A 21,509-nucleotide genomic window follows, 5' to 3' on the forward strand; every position below is an offset into this window, starting at 1 on the left:
GCATATTGAAATCCCCCCTACCTCTTAGCTGAACAGGTCACAAATCCTCCAATAATGTCAGAGAAAAAGAAATCTACATTAAAGCAACATTAAACTGACCTCAAGTCAATACCAGCCTTAAGACCCCTCACTACCAAATATTTAAGAAAATAATTGAAGTAAAAAACTAAATCCAGACAAGGAAACAAAAAGGAAACCCTACAAATAAAAATCACACACCCACCCCCAAAAAATACTCACTGCCAAATTATTGCAAAAAACCACCGAACCACTACACCAATTACAGCCTCACCCCATTACAAGCCTTAATAATTTTATAAATACCCACCTTTCAATTTACCCTGTATTATCCAGTATTCAAGCACCCCATTACCCATCCCCTCTCCCTATAACCTTTAATAATTCACCCAATAAAAGATAATTGATCTTTAAATTCCATAAAGAGGCATCCCCTTATTTTCGTAGAAATATCAATCTACACTATAAAAAATGTTCAAATCAATTTTCGAAAACGGCTTGAAAGCATGCCCGGAGCACCTTCAAGACTATATCAAATCGCAAAATATAATAGTAATAATTGGCATCTTTACTTCCATTGGGTTTACTATTTTCAATTATATTGAAATGGGAGATGCCTATTTCCCCACTCTATTTGCCTGCATTTGTTTCTGCTCAGCCTTTGTCCTCACCAAAAACCAACAATACCTTATTTCTCGAATTATTGCCTTTTCGGGCTTATTTATCCCTACTTTCATTCTTGCCATTTATTTCCGAACAGATATGGGGATCAGAAGCTGGATGATGGGGTATATCCTGGCAGCTGCCATTTCAAGCTCCATTTATTTTTCTTTTAAGGAGAAGTCCATCACCGCGACACTTTGGATATTGACCCTAATAGGTCTTTTGGCATCTCCCTATTCAGATGCTTTTGGTATCAAAAAACTAGAACTGGATATACTGAATAACACTTCCTTTATTCAGCTAAATATTGCCACCAGCCTGGGCTTTTTGCTTGTCGCCATTCGACTCTCAGAGGGTATGAAAAACAAAACCCATTTAAAAAATCTGGAGCTTTTCTCCTCTATGGAGTCAAAAACGGAGGAGCTTGAAAAACAGCGGCTACATCTGGAAAACCAACAAAAGGAAAATGAACTTTATCGATTAGAAGAGCAAAAGCGCCAATGGCAAACGGAAGGGATTAATATCTTCTCTTCCCTACTCCGAGAAGGCAATTTAGAAGATATAAAAGACCAGTTCATGAAGCAAATGGTGGAATATCTGAAACTGAATCAGGCCGCTATTTTTATTGCCCAGACCCAGGATGATAAAACCATCCTGAATATGGAAGCCTGCTATGCTTATGGACGAAATAAAAACATAACGGCGGTGGTAGCGCCAGGAGAAGGCCTGTTGGGCCAGTGCTTTTTAGAGAAAGACGAAATTTACCTTTTGGAAATTCCCGAAGGTTATACCAAAATTACTTCCGGACTGGGCGAGGCCACACCAAAATGCCTTTGCCTTGCTCCATTAAAAGTCGGGGATAAAGTTTTAGGGGTGGTGGAAACAGCCAGCTTCAAAGCACTGGAAGATCATCAAAGAGCATTTTTCCTTAATCTATGTGAAATTTTAGCCAGTGCCATAGAACAGTCAAAATCAACAGCCGAAACCAAAAAATTATTACAAGCCTCTCAAAAACAGGCTCAGAAGCTTTCCGCCCAGGAAGAGGAAATGAGACAAAACATTGAAGAATTATCCTCCACTCAGGAACAATTTGAACGAGAGCGGAAAATGCTGTTAGAAAAAATTGAGGAGCTGCAAAAGCAAAAACCTTTAGTGGAATCTCATTGAGAGAAAAAGCCCAAACCCCATTCCCATTAAGAGAATGGGGTTTTTATTCCTATTTTCCGTACGCCCCTTTTTTCCTTCAAAGCCCAACTGGCCAGTGTTCCACTTGCTTGTTTTTTAACCCGAGTCCTGCATGCTTAAATCCTCCTTTAGCTGCATGGCGGGAAAAATGAAAGAAGAGTTGTCTATTTCATTTTTTTACAACGAAGCAGATGAAGGAGGAGAAAACTTAATCCAATTTGAGCTATTAAAAAACCAGCCAATCTATTCACAAAATATTAACATCAAGTAAGCTACAATAAATATAGTAATGAATAATTCGGGTTTAGCAGCATCAACAAAGTACCATTGCCTTTGAACCGACCATAAATGCACTACCCTTTACTTCAAGTCCTCCACAGACTAAAAATTCATCAAAGCTACATTTTCAGATCCGCATTCCCGGACTTTTTTCAGTTACGCACTTCAGAAAGCGCCCTGAAAAGGAGAATTCAGTAGGAAGAATTTGCTGCTATTATTTGCTCAAAATCGGAATTCTACCCTACGCCTTTTCCATTTTTGACTCCCCTATTATGCACATCTAAGAGGAAGGCTATTCCGAAAAATTCAATCCTATTAAAGAAAATTTCCCTGGTTAACAGCTTCGTTTTTTAAATGTAAAAGACGAAATCGTAGAAATCTTATACCCCTCAAATTCAGCGCCTTCAAACGACTCCAAAAATGATGTCGAATAATATTTTTATTTATCAACTATATTGAATTATTTCAATGATTAATAATAGTTGAAAATGGATATAATATATCTGACACCCCTGCCAGCCGTTAAGCCGTCGAAAGGAGTGTTTATTATTTTTTCAAATGGACATCTGAATCTGGACTTTTCAATTTGAAATAAAGTTCGAGGAATGTTTCTACTTAAATTTTTAATATTTCATAAAGGTGACCCCTCAAATCGCCTTATGATATTTAAATCACACTTAACCTATTTAATCGAATGAAGAAAACTTTATTCTTGTTATTGTCTTTTATCGGAGCACATGCAGTAAATGCACAGCGCAGCCTACCGGACAAAAACGTCCGAATAGCAGAAGCACTACAACAACAGATGACCTTTAGAAAGGAACAGGCTAAAGCCATGTTCGGTCATGATAGCATTGCGGTTCAACGAGAATTTTGGCGACTGGATAGTCTTTATCAGGAAGAGCTGAGGCATTGGGAGGTCATAAATAATCCATATTTCACTCAGGCCAAAGTAAAATCCAGCATGAAGCTGGACAGTACATTGGTTCGCGTTTTCGATGACCCCACTAAAAAATGGATAGACTTCGAACGTACCTTGTACCGATATAATGATCAGGATTTACTTACACAACAGCAAAAAGATACATTAATTTCAACAACCGAATCTGAAGCACGTACCCTCACTTCTTTTGAATATGACCAAGAGGGCAGAATGCTTTCCCTACTTGTCAAAGAATATAATTTGGAAACCGGTGTCTTCGATGAGCGGTCAAAAAAGGAATATAAGTTTCCGAATGAATATACTACCATCACACATTTATATGGGCTAAATCCGAAAAACGGACAGCTGTATAAAGCATCCCAAAGTACTATCAGTGATAAACCAGCGGAGCATTGGCAATATACTGAATGGCTGGATCTTAACACGGAAGGAGATACCATCCTAGGACGCCGTGAAACTCGGATTTCGTCGCCCTTAACAAAATTCTCTGAAAATTACCAATGGAATGGAAAAGACTGGGCTCCCATGAATAAATATCATAATAGGTATGATGAAGACCAGAATCTTATAAGCCATGTCTTTTGGCAAAATGAAGGCACCCAGTTTACCTCCAGCGAACGTAATAGCTATGAATATGAAGAGGGCAAATTAACAGCCCAATATTATTCCAAACGGGAGCATGATGAAGAAGCATGGAAAGACATCTACTTGACCCATTTATCCTATAATCAAGGGGATACCTTAATGGTAGAGGATAATTTTAATAAACAAGGAGAAGTCTGGGTGCAATATACCAAGTCCTTTGAGCTACCTTCAGAAAAAGGAGTGGATTTTTGGCGCTATGAAATCCGGAATGGAGAAATGTATTTATTAGGAGGAAAAGAAACCACCCTTGATGAAATGAAACGCAAAACCATGGTAATGGATTTCTACATTCAGGGGGAAGAAAAAGTACCCACTTATCGACATATATACCAATACAATGGATCCGAGAAACGTGAAAGTAAAGACGTCTTACAATTTTGGTCTGAGGATACTGAGCAATGGTTAAATATTGAAAAAATCATTCAATCATATAATGACCAAGGCAAGAATATACTATTTGAAAGATCCTCTTGGAGCACTCTTTTAAATGATTGGGAAGGAACTTTTAAGTCGGTTCGCGAATATAATGAGGCAGGAGCCGAAACATTGTATGAGAATTATACCTATTTGAAGGAAAGTCAATCCTGGTTGTTAAGTTACAAAATTATGAATGAGATCCGGGAAGGTTTTGAAAGCTTAGAAAGTTATCAATATGATTATGATATTCAAAAACTGGTTGGAACTCATAAAAGCCTGATGGAAAGCACGAACAATGGTGCATCAGGCAATTTCGAAATATACCGATTTGCCACATGGGAATGGGATGTAACAGAGGAAAATTGGGTTTTGGAATACGATATTCGGCAGGAACGTTATGAAGGAACGAAATACTTGAAATGGGTGGATTATTATAATCGCCAGTATCCGGAGTGGGCCAGAAACCACAGAATAAAGTATTATTACCGTGATTTTGAGGAGGAAAATGATGATGTCGTATTGGCTACAGATGAGGCATTCGGTTTCCAGCTGATGCCGAATCCGGCCACTGACTATTTCCGTATCTCGGGACCAGCAGAAGTTCAGGAATTGAAGATTATGAAAGCCTCCGGCCAGCAGGTAAGAACTTATCCTGGAGGAGAAAGTCAGTATTTCATCGGGGATCTGTCTGCTGGTGTTTACCACATTGTATTGACTTCCGGGAGCAAACAAGCAGTATTCAAGCTTTTAAAACAATAATCCTTACAGGAGTAGCTGTCTTATTGGTGGCTACTCCTGTTTTGTTTTTCCCATAGCCCTACTCCCAGCACCCTTGGTATTAAAACATGAGACTAATCGCCCATCGAGGAAAATGCACCTCACACCTCTTCTGATGTTCTCATTCACTTCCCGCATCCTCAACCATTTACCCACAACATTCTGTCTCACCTTAACCAATCGGAGACCGTTGCTCCCTGACCCTTCCCAACTTTTCAAGCAACTAGAACAACAATCTGACTTCCATTCAACCCAATACCATATACAGATAGCCACTCTCAAACATTAATTTAAAAACATTTCTCTAATCTATAATTAATATTTTCATCATTTGATATCGATGAAAAATAATCCAACACACTCCTGACTAAGTAAATATCAGGAATGGATTTACCTCTGATCATCTTCTATCAAAAATGATATGATACAATATTTTTATTTATCATATATATAATATTATTTCGATGATTAATCACAAAAAACACAAATAAACTAAATATAATCCACTGAAAATCAATCACACAACTCATCAATCACCATATTAAAACAGATGTATAAATCTATATCTTCAATTAAAACCGACACCAACGGAAACGCATAACACATCTCATCCATTTAATTTTTAAAGAGATTAAAACATTAAAAACCCCTTATGACGCCACCATTTACTCATACTCAACTTATTCAATGGAATGAAAAAATTCTCAACACTGCTACTGGCATTTATCATAGGACATGCAGTAAATGCACAGCGTAGCCTGCCCAACAGGAATGTCCGGATAGCAGAAGCATTACAACAACAGATAACCTTTACAAAGCAACACGCTAAAGTCATATATGGAAATGACAGCATGGCGGTTCAGGCTGAATTATGCCGCTTGGATAGTCTTTACCGGGAAGAATTAAGGCATTGGGAATCCATCAATGCACCCCATTTGGCTCAGACCAAAGTAAAATCCGATATGCTACCGGACAGCACCCTTTCCCGTGTTGTGGATGAGTCCACCAAGAAATGGATAAATTTCGGAAGATCTATGTTTGGATATAATGATCAGGATTTACTTATACAAGAGCAAAGAGACACATTGATTTCGCCCACAGAATCCGAAGTCCGAAACCTAAATTTCTTTGAATATGACCAAGAGGGCAGAAGGATATCTCAACTGTATAAAGTATTCAACCCAGAAACAGGCACACTGGAAATGCGGTCAAAAACGGAATATAAATACTCCGATAACCATCCTCCCATCACCATTCTGCATGTTTATGAACTAAACCCGGAAAACGGTCAACCTTATAAAGTAAGACAGATAACCTCAAGTGAATGGTATGAAAGTACAACGGAAAGGTGGTACAATTCTGAATGGCTGTATTTTAACACAGAGGGAGATACGATCAGAGGAAGTCGAACGACCCAAGCCTGGTCCCCTTTATACACTTATTATGAACACTACAATTGGGATGGAGAAGGCTGGATAGCCATCAATAAGGGGCGTTCCGAACATGATGAAGACGGGAATGAATTGAGTCTTACCATGTGGCAAAGTGAAGGTGCCCACTTTACCTCCAGTGAACGCCATTTGAATGTATATGAAGAAGGGAAAAAGACAGCCCATTATCGCTCTAACAGAGCACACGATGAGGATGCATGGAAGCATAACCATTTCACTCATTATGCCTATGATCAGGGAGACACCTTGATGGTAGAAAATAATTTTGATAAAGAAGGTGAAGTGTGGGTGCAATATGCTAAGTCTTATGAGATACGAACAGAAAAAGGAACAGACTTCAGAAGCTGCAACATCCACAATGGAAATGCCTCTTTTTGCAGGGGAACAGAAACCACCCTTGATGAAATGGGACGTAAAATTATTGCGATGGATTATTATCTTGAGGAGGGGCAAAAAAGGCCCTATTCCCGACATGTTTACCAATATAATGGAGCGGAGAAACAAGAAAGCGAAGACCTCTACCAAGATTGGTCTAAGGATACTCAACAATGGTTGAATCGAAGAAAGGGAATCAAATCTTATGATGACCATGAACGAAACCTACTAAATGAAAGCTACAATTGGAGCACAAGCCTGAATGATTGGGTGGGAGATACCAAGACGGTACTCGAATATAATGAGGCAGGGGATGAAATATTGAATGAGAGGTATTCCTATTTAAGAGAAAGCCAATCATGGCTGTTGAAAGCAAAAACTTTAAAGGAAATTCGGAATGGTTTTTACAGCTGGGAGAGTTATCAATATGACCATGATGCAAAAAAGCTAGTTGGCACACATAAAAGTCTGACAGATAGCACCAAAAATAATGTATCAGGTAATTTGGAGATCTATCTTCGAACCAATTGGAGATGGGATGCAGGAAAAGACGATTGGGTGTTGGAGTACGATGAACGGAGGGAATATTATACAGGAACACAGTCCTTAAAATGGGTGGATTATTATGATCGCCAGTATCCGGAGTGGGCCAGAAACCACAGAATAAAGTATTATTACCGTGATTTTGAGGAGGAAAATGATGATGTCGTATTGGCTACAGATGAGGCATTCGGTTTCCAGCTGATGCCGAATCCGGCCACTGACTATTTCCGTATCTCGGGACCAGCAGAAGTTCAGGAATTGAAGATTATGAATGCCGCCGGCCAGCAGGTAAGAACCTATCCTGGAGGAGAAAATCAGTATTTCATCGGGGATCTGTCTGCTGGTGTTTACCACATTGTATTGACTTCCGGGAGCAAACAAGCCGTATTCAAGCTTTTAAAACAATAATCCTTACAGGAGTAGCCATCGTGTTGGTGGCTACTCTTGTTTTATGCTTTCCCCACCATATTTCCTGTGCCCCAAGGGTAAAAGCACTACTACTGAGCGCTGGTCATTAATTTCAATCTTCCTCGTGATTTATAATCTTATCGATATTCTTCTCCCTCAATTCATCTCCCAAACCAATTAATCTCCCATGATGATTTTCACAAAGTAGCCAATCCTTATTTTTATTGATCACATAATATTCAAAGCCGAAGCATTCCCCGATAATTTCCCCAATAATGGACGGATTGCAGTCATAAATAGGATAATACGCCTCAAGGTCATCTTCCACCATTAGCCAAACTTTTTCATTCTGGTCAGGAATAATTTCCTTCAATTTCTCAAATGGTTTTTCATATTTTTGAAAATCAAATGAAGCTTGCTTAAAATCCTCCCACCACCATCGCCGGTCTCCTGACTTAACAAAACTATTAAGGAGCTCATAGTACAATGTGCTACCCATATCAAAACTTAAAAGCGCTATTTGGTCAGCTGAATAATTTAATGTCTCTATAGCGGTTGAAATTTCCTCTTTTACTACTCCCATTTTTACCTTATTCGTGAAATAAACGCCATTCCACCAACCTGCCAATCACTTAAAAAAAATCTACTACCCTCCCTAGCCCCCTACTCACTCACCTCCATCCTCGCGATCAAAGCCTTCAGACAGGTTTGTCGTTTACGGTTATCGACATTCTTCACAGCGAGCCCCATGGACTTTCTGCTTCCCAAAAAGACCGCCTGTTTTTTCGCGCGGGTGAGTCCGGTATAGATCAAATTCCGGTAGAGCATTTTAAAATGCTGGGTGGCCACGGGCAAAATCACGGCATCAAATTCGGAGCCCTGGGACTTATGAATGGTGATGGCATAGGCCAAATCCAACTCCATGACGGCTTCCCGGTTATATTCTACTATTCTTCCGCCATAATTGATTTTCATGGTAAAATCCACTGGATTGACGGTCGAAATTTTTCCGATATCCCCGTTAAAAACTTCCAAATCATAGTTGTTCCGCTTTTGAATCACCCGATCGCCTACGCGGAAAAATCGATCACCGACCGTGATCTGCGGTTTATTTTCTGCGGCAGGGTTGGCAGCATGCTGGATGAGCATATTCAAATTACGCGTACCCAGAGATCCTTTGGTCATCGGCGTGAGTACCTGAATCTCCCGGCCTTCTCCCAGCATCTGCGGAAGGGTTTGTGCGTACAAACGCACGACCATGTCCGAAGCTGAAAAACCATAATTCAACGTTGACCAGGGATGTACGCCTTTCAGAATTTTCTGCAAGCCATCGGCATAAGAGGGGGAATTCAGCAATTGGTAAACATCCACATGCATAAATTGCTGCGGAACATTGAAGGTGTATTTGGATATGCCTTCTCTTCTAATCTGCTCCAATTCGGTCTCTTCCAGATTTTCCAGATAATAATCTTCCTCCGCTTTTTCTACCCGTTGATAATGACCGTCCGCTTCTCTTACCACGGCCGTCTGTCCGGATTCCAAAACAGATTTCATCGTCTTTTGAATCTTTTTGATGAATTGCGCCTGTGGTTGCGTGGCCTCCTCGGCATCAATGAACAAGCAATCCTCCGATTTCCAATAAGTCTTTTGCTGAATCGGACTTTTCACCTTGGGAATTTGTCCGGCATTGATCTGGTGGGCATAGGTAATGATTTTTGACTCCTTTCCCTGTCGGAAAATCTGCGTAAGCGCAAATACCGGAATCCGGCCACTGTCCATCATGTCTTTCAGCACATTTCCGGCCCCTACACTGGGCAACTGATCCGCATCCCCAATGAACAGCACCTGCGCGCCCATCGGAATGGCCTTCAATAAGGAAGCCGTCAGACTGATGTCCAGCATGGAACACTCATCTACGATGATAAAATCTCCCTCCAAAGGATCCTCCTCCCCTTTTTTGAATCCTCCTTGCACCGGATCAAAGACCAGCAATCGATGAATGGTTTGTGCTTCCCGACCGATCACCTCCGCCATTCGCTGCGATGCGCGGCCGGTAGGTGCCGCCAAAAGCACTTTTCGCCCCATGGCCACGGCCAATTGTACAATGGCTTTGGTCGTCGTGGTTTTCCCACAACCTGGGCCTCCGGTCAATACACTCACCGACTGTCCTACTACGCCGGCAACGGAGTCAGTTTGCTCATCGCTCAATGGAAAAGGTTGTTTTTCATTGAACCTGTTCAACCAATTCTTCACCCGCTTTTGGTCCACCTTTATTTTGGTTTTGGTCAGGCGCTCCAGCTCATTGACGACCGTCAGCTCATCGTAATATAAAGTCTTGGAATAATAAGCGATAACTTCTTCCCCCTCTTTGATAAGCCTGCGCGTGCGGAGCTCATTCTCCTGCTCCATGCTAAGCAAATTCTGCTGGATCAATTCCTCAGCGCCTTGCAACTTCAATAGCGCTATACACTGCTCCAAAATTTGCCCCAGCAACAGATAACAATGTCCTTCCTCTCTACTAGCGGCCAACACATGTTTAATAGCAGCAGAAACCCGCTCGGGACTGTCTTCAGCAAAGCCCATACTCAGGGCGATTTTATCGGCGGAGAAAAATCCGATGCCATAAATATCACGGGAAAGTCGGTAGGGGTTCGATGAAACAATCTCAATGGCTTCATGCTCATATTGCTTAAAAATCTTAACCGCATACAAAGTACTGATCCCATATTCCTGCAGGAACATCATCACATTCCGGATGGAACGGTGCTCCAGCCAGGACTTGCGAATCGTTTCCAATTTGTTTGAAGCGATACCGGGAACCTCCTGAAGCCGATCCATCTCCTCTTCAAAAACATCTAAGGTTTTCTCCCCAAAATGCTTCACAATCCGCTTGGCCGTTACTGGCCCTACGCCATAGATCAGGCCGGAACCCAAATACTTTTCTAAAGCAGAGGCAGAGGCAGGCTTCAGTTCCAGCATCTTCTCCGCCTTGAACTGCTGCCCGTATTTTGGATGCTCTGTATAAGTCCCTTCAAATAAAAAAGTCCCGCCGGCAAAAACCTTTCCCTGATGCACCGTGACCGTTAGTTGCTCATTTTTCCGGTCCACGGGAATCACCCGAAGTACACTATATCCACTTTCCTCACTATGGAAAGTCACTCTTTCAACAGTTCCTTTTAGTTCTTCTTTGATGATGCCCGTTGGTGAATTCATGCCTTTGCTTTGGATTATCCCCTAAGTTAATAAGCTTTTCGGATTTCGCCTAAAATCAAAAATCCCCCAAATCTTTTAACCCGGATTATTCATGCTTAAATCCTCGTTTAACTGCAAGGCGGGAAAAATGAAGGAATAGTTCCCTATTTCAAGTTTTTTCCAACGAAGCAGATGAATGAGGAGAAAGCAAGCTTACCCAAATTTGGGTTATTAAAAAATCTATCAACACGAATACACCACATTGATAATTAGCCAGTTAAAGTAATTCCCTGAATCTAGCGGTGAATAATTTGGGTTAAAAATCTAAAACCTGATATCTCAACAGCAGTTTAAAGCATTAAAAGCCAATATTTTCGATATGAATAAAAATTACAGTCGACAGGACATCAAAAAACTAACCATCATTGCCATTCTTATTTTTGAAATAATTCTTATTGTATGGTAAAACCCACTCATATGGAAAGTTCCCTTTCAACATTGCCCCAATAAAAAAGGTGAACCTTTTCTGATTCACCTTTTTCAATATGTTTGTGCGGCTTGATTAATTGCAACGCTGATTACACTTTTCTTTGATCACTTCATAGGCCTTTATATCTCCTAACTCTCCCGCCTTACTCAGGTCCAAACAACCGGATTCTGTTAGTCCTGCTTCAATTCTCAAAATCCCTCTCAAATAATATGCATCCAAATTCTTATCATTGATCTCGATGATTTTTGAGCAATCATTGATCGCATCTTCATAGGCATCCAACTGCAATTTGGCCTGACCACGGTGGTAAAGGGCTTTTTCATGCGCCTGATCTACCTGCAAGGCAGAGGTATAATCATCAATTGCCCCATAGTAGTCCTGCAACATGAATTTCACCTTACCACGCTCAAAGTAAGCATCGGCAAACTTTGAGTTCAGGTTCAAGGCTTCGTTAAAATCTTTCATGGCGCCATGGCGATCCTCAAAATGGGCTTTGATTCTCCCTCTCATATAATAAGCCTGATCTGCTTTTTCGTCTAATTCAATGGCTTTATTGAACTTAAACAGCGCTTCCACAAAATCCTTCATTTGGAAGTGATTGATGCCTTCTTCAATCAAACTGGAAGCCGTATTATCAATAGTGGCATGGCTGTGAAAACCGACCACTAAGAACATTAAAAGAAATGTTAGTCTTTTCATTAATTTAAATATAGGTTAATGCTGATTAATCAACTTTTAGAACTAAAAGTAATGATAATTCAAAAAATGTTGTGATCCAAACGAGATAAATTGTGAGGGATCTGTTCATGATCGCATAAAAAAAAGTGATGAAAGCAGCACCCTCATCACTTTATCGTTTCTTCTATTCCGGATCATATGCCAATACCGGCATCAACCATTTCTCTATTTCCTCTACGCTCATGTCCTTTCGCTGGGCGTAATCCTCCACCTGGTCTTTCCCTATTTTCCCAAGGGCAAAATATTTGGCTTCCGGATTTGCGAAATACCATCCACTTACCGAAGCGGCCGGGAACATCGCATAACTCTCGGTCAGGCTAATGCGGGTGTTTTTCTCCACCTCCAGTAAATCAAACAGTTTGCGCTTTTCCAGATGATCCGGGCAGGCCGGGTAACCTGGTGCCGGACGAATGCCCTGATACTGCTCTTTAATTAATAAAGCATTATCCAGATGTTCTTCCGGCTGATAGCCCCAGAACTCTTTCCGGACACGCTCATGCATGCGTTCTGCCAGCGCTTCCGCCAGACGGTCTGCCAGGGCCTTCACCATAATGGCAGAATAATCATCCAGAGATGCTTCAAATTCTTTGGCCAATTCATCCGCACCCCAGCCAGTAGTCACCGCAAATCCGCCCATATAATCCTCCTGCTTACTTTCCTTAGAAGCCACAAAATCAGCAAGACAGAAATTTGGTAATCCCGGTGCTTTTTTATTCTGCTGACGCAGGAAATTCAGGGTGGTCAGCTGTTCGGTGCGTGCCTCGTTCGCATAAATTTCGACATCATCTCCCACCGCATTCGCCGGGAAGAAGCCGATCACTGCCTTAGCCTGCAATAATTTTTCAGAAATAATCCGATCCAACAAGGTGTTCGCCTCTTCAAACAGCTTGCTTGCGGCTTCCCCAACTACACGATCCTCGAGGATAGCCGGATATTTCCCATGCAAATCCCAGGACTGGAAGAATGGCGTCCAGTCGATATATTCTTTTAGCTCAGCCAGGTCATAATCTTCAAACACCTTGACCCCTTCCATTTTCGGAGCAGCCAGATTGGATTGTGACCAGTCAATTTTTGTGGGATTATTTCGGGCATCCTGCAGACTCAGGTAATTCTTTCGCTTCTGTCGCTTGGCATGATCATCCCTTAAGCCTACATATTGCTCTTTATAATCAAGTGTGACCTTACGTGCAATATCGTTGTCCTCTGAGGTGAGGCGAGAAGCAATCGGAACGGATTTGGAGGCGTCCAATACATGAATCACCCCACCGGAATAATTGGGGTCAATTTTTACCGCCGTATGAATACGAGAAGTAGTCGCTCCGCCAATCATCAATGGAATGTTCATGCCGCGCTTCTCCATTTCTTTGGCCACATAGACCATCTCGTCCAGTGAAGGGGTTATCAAACCGGAAAGCCCGATCACATCCACCTGCTCTTTTTCGGCGGTATCCAGAATGGTTTCCATCGGCACCATCACGCCAAGGTCGATGATCTCAAAATTGTTACAGGCCAACACCACGGACACGATATTTTTCCCGATATCATGCACATCACCTTTCACCGTCGCCAGCAAAATTTTCCCGGCCGAACCTTGTCCGGACATTTCCGGATTCTTACGCTTCTCTTCCTCAATAAAAGGAATCAAGTGCGCAACGGCCTGCTTCATAACCCTTGCCGATTTCACCACCTGCGGCAGGAACATTTTCCCAGCGCCAAATAGCTCACCGACGATATTCATTCCATCCATCAGAGGCCCTTCAATCACCTCAATCGGACGGTTATATTGCTGACGGGCCTCTTCGGTATCTGCCACTACGAATTCCGTAATCCCTTTCACCAAAGCATGCGCCAGGCGTTCTTTTACGCTACCCTTTCTCCAGGCATCGTCCTTTTTCTTTTCTTTTTTATTGCCTTTTACTGTTTCGGCAAAATCCAACAACCTTTCTGTAGCATCCTCCCTACGGTCCAGTAATACATCTTCCACATGCTCCAATAGCTCTTTGGGAATATCATCATAAACCTCCAGCATGGATGGATTCACAATCCCCATATCCATTCCTTCACTGATGGCATGATATAGGAAAGCCGAGTGCATCGCCTCCCGAACCGTATTATTTCCCCGGAATGAGAAGGACACATTGGATACCCCGCCGCTCACATGCGCACCCGGTAAATTTTCTCTTACCCAGCGGGTAGCTTTGAAAAAGTCCACCGCGTTCAAACGGTGCTCGTCCATACCCGTCGCCACGGGGAAGATATTCAAATCAAAAATGATATCCTGCGGTGGAAAATTCACCTCAGAACCGGTCAAAACTTCATAAGAACGTTTCACAATTTCCAGACGACGCTCATAAGTGTCTGCTTGTCCGTCCTCATCAAAAGCCATCACAATCACCGCCGCACCGTAGCGCTTAATCTTTTTGGCCTGTGCTTTAAATTCTTCTTCTCCACCTTTTAGAGAAATGGAGTTCACCACACTTTTTCCCTGCGCACATTTCAGTCCTGCTTCAATAATTTCCCATTTGGAGGAATCAATCATGATCGGCACACGGGCAATTTCAGGTTCGGAAGCGATCAGGTTCATGAATTTCACCATGGCTTCCTTTCCATCCAGCATGGCATCATCCATATTAATATCGATGATTTGCGCTCCGCCATTTACCTGTTCCAGGGCAATGTCCAGGGCTTCATTGTACTGCTCTTCCTTGATCAGGCGTAAGAATTTGCGGCTACCAGCCACATTGGTTCGCTCTCCCACATTTACGAAATTCAGCTGCTCAGACACCTCCAGAGGCTCCAAACCACTCAACTTCAAATTAGGAATATTGGTCCATTTATTTTTATAAACTCCTGAATAGTCGGGATGTATACTCATTTTCTTTTTGCTTTCCTGTCCTTTAAATTGCTACCGACTCCAAATTTCTTGGAGAAAATTCCGAGGCTGCCTCCGCAATGGCCTTAATATGATCCGGTGTAGTACCGCAGCATCCACCCACAATATTCAGATAAGACTCCCGGAAAAAATCCCTGATCAAATCTGCCATCATTTCCGGAGACTGGTCATACTGCCCGAACTCATTCGGCAATCCGGCATTTGGGTGAGCACTCACATTAAAAGGCGATTTTTTAGCCATGATGTCCAAATAAGGCTTCATATCCTTAGCCCCCAAAGCACAGTTCAAGCCTACCGAAAGTAAAGGCATGTGGCTAATGGAAATTAAAAAGGCTTCCGTGGTCTGTCCACTTAGCGTACGGCCGGAAGCATCGGTAATCGTTCCGGACACCATCACTGGCAGCTCCACCCCTTTTTCATCATAGGCTTCCTGTATGGCAAATAAGGCGGCCTTGGCATTCAGGGTATCAAAAACCGTTTCCACCAACATAATATCAGCTCCTCCTTCAATTAAAGCGATGGTCTGTGCTTTATAGGCTTGCACCAATTGATCATAGGTAATGGCGCGATAGCCCGGATCATTCACATCCGGAGACATGCTGGCCGTACGGTTGGTCGGGCCGATTGAACCGGCCACAAAACGAGGTTTATCCGGATTTTCCGCGGTAAATTCTGCACAGGCTTCTTTGGCCAGGCGGGCCGATTCAAAATTGATATCGTAAACAGCGTCCTCCATCTGATAATCCGCCTGGGCAATCCAGGTTCCGGAGAAGGTGTTGGTTTCCACGATATCGGCCCCTGCGGCCAGATACTCCCGATGGATATCCTTAATAATATCCGGGCGGGTAATGGACAACAGATCATTATTTCCTTTTAAAGGTAATGGATGATCCTTAAATCTCTCTCCTCGGAAATCTTCCTCTTCCAAAGTATGACGTTGAATCATCGTTCCCATTGCACCGTCCAAAATCAAAATACGGTCTTTTAACAGGTCTTTGATGGATTGCTTACTCATTATCTTTATTTAATTTTCATAGCCGGCCTAGGAAAAATATGGCCTGGACAATTTTTCCGAACAAATAAAACCATTGATGAGGGGAAATGATAATTTTCAAAGCTCAAAATGAAAGAAATAACATTTTTCTACTCAATCGCCCTAATAAAAGTTCAAAAGTGCAACAAGACCAAAATAATCTTTGGGGAAATCAGCCCTCTTTAAACTAGAATAATACCTGCTAAAATCCCTCTTTATCGACAAGGCAGGAAAACTAAGAGAGTTTTCCCTGTTTCGGGCTTTTCCGATGATGCTAATGAAGGAGGAATAGCAAGCCCTCCCCAATTGGGGCTATTAAAAAGCCCAGCTAAACACCACACCACCCTCAAAGCCAACGCCTTAAAAAATGAAAGCAAATCTAATCGCATCATTCGGATGAAAATTCGGCACCCCTACCAGAATGATTTTCATCATTATTAAAACCTTAACGATCGGATTGTTTGGATAGTGAATGGTACTTTTTTAATTTTTGGTTCATTCCATAATCAGGTCAAAATGAAATCCACCAAATCTAAACCATACAAATGTAATGCAGGTGCCACTTACCCTATTGGCGCAAGCATTACCAAAAAGGGTGTCAACTTCGTTGTATTCTCCAATGCGGAGCAAATAGAATTATTGCTGTTTGATAAAGAAGAAGATACGGAAGCTTCCACTTCTATTTTACTCGATAAGCAAATTAACAAAACCTTTTACTACTGGCACATTGAGGTGGAAGGGCTCAGGGCCGGACAGCTATATGCTTACCGTGCCCATGGAAATTACGCGCCCTGGGTAGGTAAAAGATATGAGGGCAAAAAGGTCTTGGTGGATCCCTATGCGAAGGCCGTCAGCGCCAAGTTATATGATCGAAAAAAAGCCTTTGGTCATGAAGACAATATTGCGCATGCGATCAAATCAGTAGTGATTGACGATAATGATTATGATTGGGAGGGCGATCGTCATATCAACCGTAAGTACGAGACCTCGGTCATTTATGAAATGCATGTGAAAGGCTTTACCAAGCATTCCTCTTCGGGCTTATCTGAAGACATGCGGGGTACGTATCGTGGGGTGATTGAGAAAATTCCTCACCTGAAAGAACTGGGCATAACGGCTGTGGAACTCATGCCGATTCACTTTTTTGACTGGCAGGATATCCCGGAACCCCGAAGCAATTATTGGGGCTACAGCCCAATTAACTTCTTCAGCCCTCACCCTCAGTATGCCATGAGCGAGGATCCGGTGGAAATGGTGAAAGAATTCAAAGATATGGTCAAGGCATTCCATAAGGCGGGCATTGAAGTGATTCTGGATGTGGTATTTAACCATTCGGCTGAGTCCAGCGGAGAGGGCCCCAATATTTCCTTCCGTGGATTTGACAACCTTTCCTATTATATGCTTAACCCGCATGACCGCTCAAAAGAACTGGACTTTACCGGCTGTGGCAATACCCTGAATGCCAACCACTCCATCGTTCGGAGGATGATTCGGGATTCTCTGCGCTATTGGGTCACGGAAATGCACATTGACGGCTTCCGATTTGATTTGGCCTCCGTACTTTCCAGAGATGAAAACGGGCATCCTATTCAAAACCCGCCGATTATTTGGGAAATCGAATCGGATCCGGTATTGGCCGGCACCAAAATTATTGCCGAAGCCTGGGATGCCGGCGGACTTTATCAGGTGGGCAGCTTCACCGGAGACCGCTGGGCGGAGTGGAATGGCGTTTACCGCGATGATATTCGGAAATTTGTCCGTGGGGAAGCCAAGATGGTCAGTAACGTTGCCAGCAGAATTCTCGGCAGCCCGGATGTATATACCGAAGATGGACGGGAAGTCTGTCGTTCGATTCACTTCGTCACCTGTCATGACGGCTTCACATTGAATGATTTGGTCTCCTATAATGAGAAACATAATCGTGCAAATGGGGAATCTAACCGGGACGGAATGAATGAAAATTATTCCTGGAACTGCGGAGTAGAAGGCCCAACCACCAAAGAGGAGGTAGAAGCGCTACGGATTCGCCAGATCAAAAACCTGATGACCATTACCATGATCTCTCAGGGTACTCCTATGATCTTAATGGGAGATGAGGTGAGAAGAACCCAACAGGGAAATAACAATGCCTATTGCCAGGATAACGAAATAGGCTGGTTTGACTGGAACCTGAAGGAAGTCAATCAGGAGATTTATGACTTCACCCGCCACATAATTAAGTTTTCCCAAACCCTTTCCCTTTTCCGACAGGAATTTGTTTTACACGACCAACCCACCATGGAGCAGGCCTACAACATCTGGCATGGCGTGAAAAGAAATGAACCGGATTGGGAGGATTATGTACGTACCCTCTCCTTCGAACTAGTGGATGAAGCCCATGGAGAGCGCCTGCATGTGATGATGAATTTCTTTTGGGAACCACTGACCTTTGAAGTACCCTTCCATAAAAAAGGAAAATCCTGGTTCCGGGTGGTAGACACTGCTCTTGGCCAGGGGAAGGACATTATCGATCCGCGGGTGAATCAGGAAAAAATCAAGGCACTTACCTATGAATTATTGCCCCGATCCATTGTGATTTTGATGGAACGCAATGATTAGAGCGCGTTCATTAACACACCTCCCGGCTGAAAATTCGAAGACCGCACAAATTAACTCAACTTCAAGCATTGTGGATGTCATTGATTTTTTACTGCCCCAATTTGGGCTATCATAATTCAAAGAAAATAAACTTTGAGGAATTGAAAATAAGTCGCTTACAGTTGGTTGATAAATGTAACGGTGAATAATTCGGCTTAGCTTACTACCTTTTACAGTATAGATATTATGGTATAAAATCTTCCACATCAACCCTCCGGCCTTGATCAATGGGCGGATAGACAAAGGTTCTGCTGGCGAGCAGAAGGCATCACCGCGACATTTCGGCAATACTTTACCAGTCTCGCGGCCTCTGCAAATGTCGCCTTGATGGATTCCGTCAGCAGGTTCTTTGTCCCGCCGACATTGATCACAGCCTTGATTTTTTTGTTTCGTTTTTTATCAAGAAAAAATGAAAAAGAAACGATTGGTTATTCAATCTAAGGCGCTGAATGGCTGATCTAGCTTTTTTATGAAAAAGCCCTGGTAAGCTTACTTTCCTCCGATTTATCTGCTTCCTTGGAAAAAAGTGAAATAGAGATCATAATTCCATCATTTTTCCCGCCTTACAATTGAACAAAGATTTAGACATGAATAATCCGGCTTATGCAGAAATCATTCAGATTAATCATGCGTCATCCGGCTTAATTTCCCCTCATAAAAAAGAAAAAGCGAGCCGATAACCGACTCGCTTTTTTTCTCTCTATGATTGCCTTTCAGCTGATTACATATTCTCTGGTTTCTCTACTTCAACCAACTCTACATCGAAAATCAAGATAGAGTTTGCTGCAATTTTATCACCCATTGCACGTGGACCATAAGCCATTGCAGAAGGGATGAACAAAGTCGCTTTAGAACCTGCAGGCAATAATGCGATACCTTCGTCCCAACCTTTGATCACCATTCCGCGACCCAAAGTAAATTCGAATGGACCGTAAGGACGACCTTCCATATACAAGTCTTGCTCTTTCGCTACTGACTCAATAGAAGTATCAAACCAAACCCCTTTCAAAGTACGACCAGCATAGTTCACACGAACTTTATCACCAGCAGCAGCCTGAGTACCATCACCTTTTTCAGTGATCACATAATAAAGACCAGACTCAGTTTTCTCAGCCTCAATACCATTTTCTTTCAGGTATGCTTCAATTTCTTCCGCATCCTTAGCCACCAAAGCTTTCGCTTCTTCTTCTTCCTGCTTTTTCAAGTCAGCCATCAAACCTTCCTGGTACTGACGAACTTCCTCTTCTGATTTGAAGTGACCAATCACTTTCAGGTGATTATTGAAATGGCTGATATTCGCCAATTGAGGGTATCTTGCCTGGTAAGGCGTTGGAATTACCAATGAATCCGCCACTTCAACCACAGCTGAATCACCTTCACTCAATTTAGTAATCACCTGAACTACCGGGTTGTCACCCGCTTGTGCCAACATGATGCTGTCCATTTTGAAAATACCCGGCATTGGGCTTTTCTCTTGCCAAACAGAATCATTTGAATCACGCAATTCGCTTTCAATGGCGAAGAATTCCCCTTCAGAAATTTTCTTACCTTTTCCGTCTTCAAAAAGAGTGTACTTAGTACCAGACTCCAAGGTCACTACTTTACCACTATTACCTCCGCAAGAGGATAGCAACAATGCACCACCCATAAAAAGAAGCGCGAAAGGTTTCATAACTTTTTTCATCCTAAAAATTAACGTTTAATAACTATCTCAAATATAAACAATAATATCCGACCCGAAACAGACCGGAAAACAAATCACTGGCCCGAAGCCAAAAAGTTAATTTGCATTGAGTAATTCTTCCTTATAGGCAGGTAATAAATTGGTGAATTTCTCTACGGTTCCTTCAATATCTTCCAAATCACTAATTCCACCGGCAGCATTTTTATGCCCGCCTCCATTGAAATTCGCTTTGGCAAAAACACTGGCATCAAAAGTGCCTTTTGATCGGAACGACATTTTGATCCCGTCTTTACGCTGGATGATCATAGCGGCAAAAACAATCTCCCGCATGGATAATGCATAATTCACGAAACCCTCTGTATCTCCGGTTTGCTCATTGAACTTCTTCAAATCCTCCGCCGTGATGGCGAAAAAAGCAGTTCGGTATTCCGGCAAAACCTGCAAGCGCTGGCTCAGGGCAAAACCCAGAAAGCGCAGGCGATCCAATGAATTAGCATCGTAAATATATTTCCCGATTTTGGCCGTATCCGCCTTCAAATCGATCAAATCCGCCGTAATGGTATGGGTTTTCTTGGTGGTATTGGAATGCTTAAAGCCTCCGGTATCGGTCATGATGCCCGCATAAAGCTCTTCCGCCATATCCTGATCCACCAATTCACGCCCGTCCAGCTCCACGATCAATTCATAGATCATTTCGCAGGTGGCTGCATAACTCGTGTCTGAAAAAGTGAAATCAGCAAAATCCGTAGGTTCCTGATGGTGATCCACCATGACCTTCTTAGCGGTACATTTTTCCACCAATTCTCCTAAGCCATTGATACGTTTAAGATCATTGAAATCCAAACAGTACACCACTTCTGCTTCCTGCACTAATTTTTCCGCTTCTGCTTCACCACCGTCCTCATAAACCAAAACCTCGTCCTGCCCTTTCATCCATTTCAAAAAAGCCGGATAATCCGTCGGTGATATCACTTTTACTTCATGCCCTTTTTTCAAAAGGAAATGGTACCACGCCAGACATGAGCCTAGAGCATCACCGTCCGGTTTAGCGTGTGGTATAATGACCCCTTTTTTTGGGCTACTCAAAAAAGATTTAAATCCTTCTAGATCTTGCATATAATTATAAAAGGCTCTGTTT

General features: G+C 42.5%; 9 protein-coding genes and 1 pseudogene. 4 read left to right on the forward strand and 6 right to left on the reverse strand.

All coding sequences use genetic code 11. The features are described 5' to 3' along the window. Positions 1-489: 489 nt before the first annotated feature. From AAA970_RS11350 to AAA970_RS11360, 3 genes are all read left to right on the forward strand, one after another. A complete protein-coding gene (locus tag AAA970_RS11350) occupies positions 490-1,848 on the forward strand; it encodes a GAF domain-containing protein (protein WP_338237198.1) in 1,359 nt (452 codons plus the stop codon). A gap of 991 nt (positions 1,849-2,839) precedes the next feature. Then, a complete protein-coding gene (locus tag AAA970_RS11355) occupies positions 2,840-4,909 on the forward strand; it encodes a T9SS type A sorting domain-containing protein (protein WP_338237199.1) in 2,070 nt (689 codons plus the stop codon). 710 nt (positions 4,910-5,619) lie between these two features. Next, the gene (locus AAA970_RS11360) at positions 5,620-7,704 is read left to right on the forward strand and encodes a T9SS type A sorting domain-containing protein (protein WP_338237200.1); all 2,085 of its coding nucleotides are present in this window, start codon (positions 5,620-5,622) and stop codon (positions 7,702-7,704) included. A gap of 112 nt (positions 7,705-7,816) precedes the next feature. Here the strand turns inward: AAA970_RS11360 and AAA970_RS11365 are convergent, their stop codons facing one another. The 4 genes and pseudogenes from AAA970_RS11365 to metH form a co-directional block, all read right to left on the reverse strand. Beyond that, on the reverse strand, positions 7,817-8,287 hold the full coding sequence (locus AAA970_RS11365; protein ID WP_338237201.1) for a DUF6756 family protein: 471 nt from the start codon (positions 8,285-8,287) through the stop codon (positions 7,817-7,819). Between the two features lie 80 nt (positions 8,288-8,367). After that, positions 8,368-10,917 carry an SF1B family DNA helicase RecD2 gene (gene recD2 / locus AAA970_RS11370; protein WP_338237202.1) on the reverse strand — a complete coding sequence of 850 codons (2,550 nt, stop codon included), beginning with the start codon at positions 10,915-10,917 and terminating at the stop codon, positions 8,368-8,370. A 541-nt stretch (positions 10,918-11,458) separates the two neighbouring features. Then, entirely contained in the window at positions 11,459-12,085 is a 627-nt protein-coding gene (locus tag AAA970_RS11375) for a tetratricopeptide repeat protein (RefSeq protein WP_338237203.1), read from the reverse strand. Positions 12,086-12,248: 163 nt separating this feature from the next. Beyond that, positions 12,249-16,032: pseudogene (gene metH / locus AAA970_RS11380) on the reverse strand (methionine synthase). A 534-nt stretch (positions 16,033-16,566) separates the two neighbouring features. Between metH and glgX the strand changes: the two are divergent. Further along, a complete protein-coding gene (gene glgX, locus AAA970_RS11385) occupies positions 16,567-18,648 on the forward strand; it encodes a glycogen debranching protein GlgX (RefSeq protein WP_338237204.1) in 2,082 nt (693 codons plus the stop codon). A gap of 760 nt (positions 18,649-19,408) precedes the next feature. On the opposite strand, the gene AAA970_RS11390 is transcribed toward glgX, so the two are convergent. Next, a complete protein-coding gene (locus AAA970_RS11390) occupies positions 19,409-20,359 on the reverse strand; it encodes an FKBP-type peptidyl-prolyl cis-trans isomerase (protein ID WP_172674366.1) in 951 nt (316 codons plus the stop codon). 108 nt (positions 20,360-20,467) lie between these two features. Then, positions 20,468-21,487, reverse strand: a complete 1,020-nt coding sequence (locus AAA970_RS11395) for a DHH family phosphoesterase (protein WP_338237205.1) — start codon at positions 21,485-21,487, stop codon at positions 20,468-20,470. Positions 21,488-21,509 lie beyond the last annotated feature (22 nt).

The sequence above is a fragment of the Persicobacter diffluens genome, from assembly GCF_036244895.1.
GTDB lineage: Bacteria > Bacteroidota > Bacteroidia > Cytophagales > Cyclobacteriaceae > Persicobacter > Persicobacter diffluens.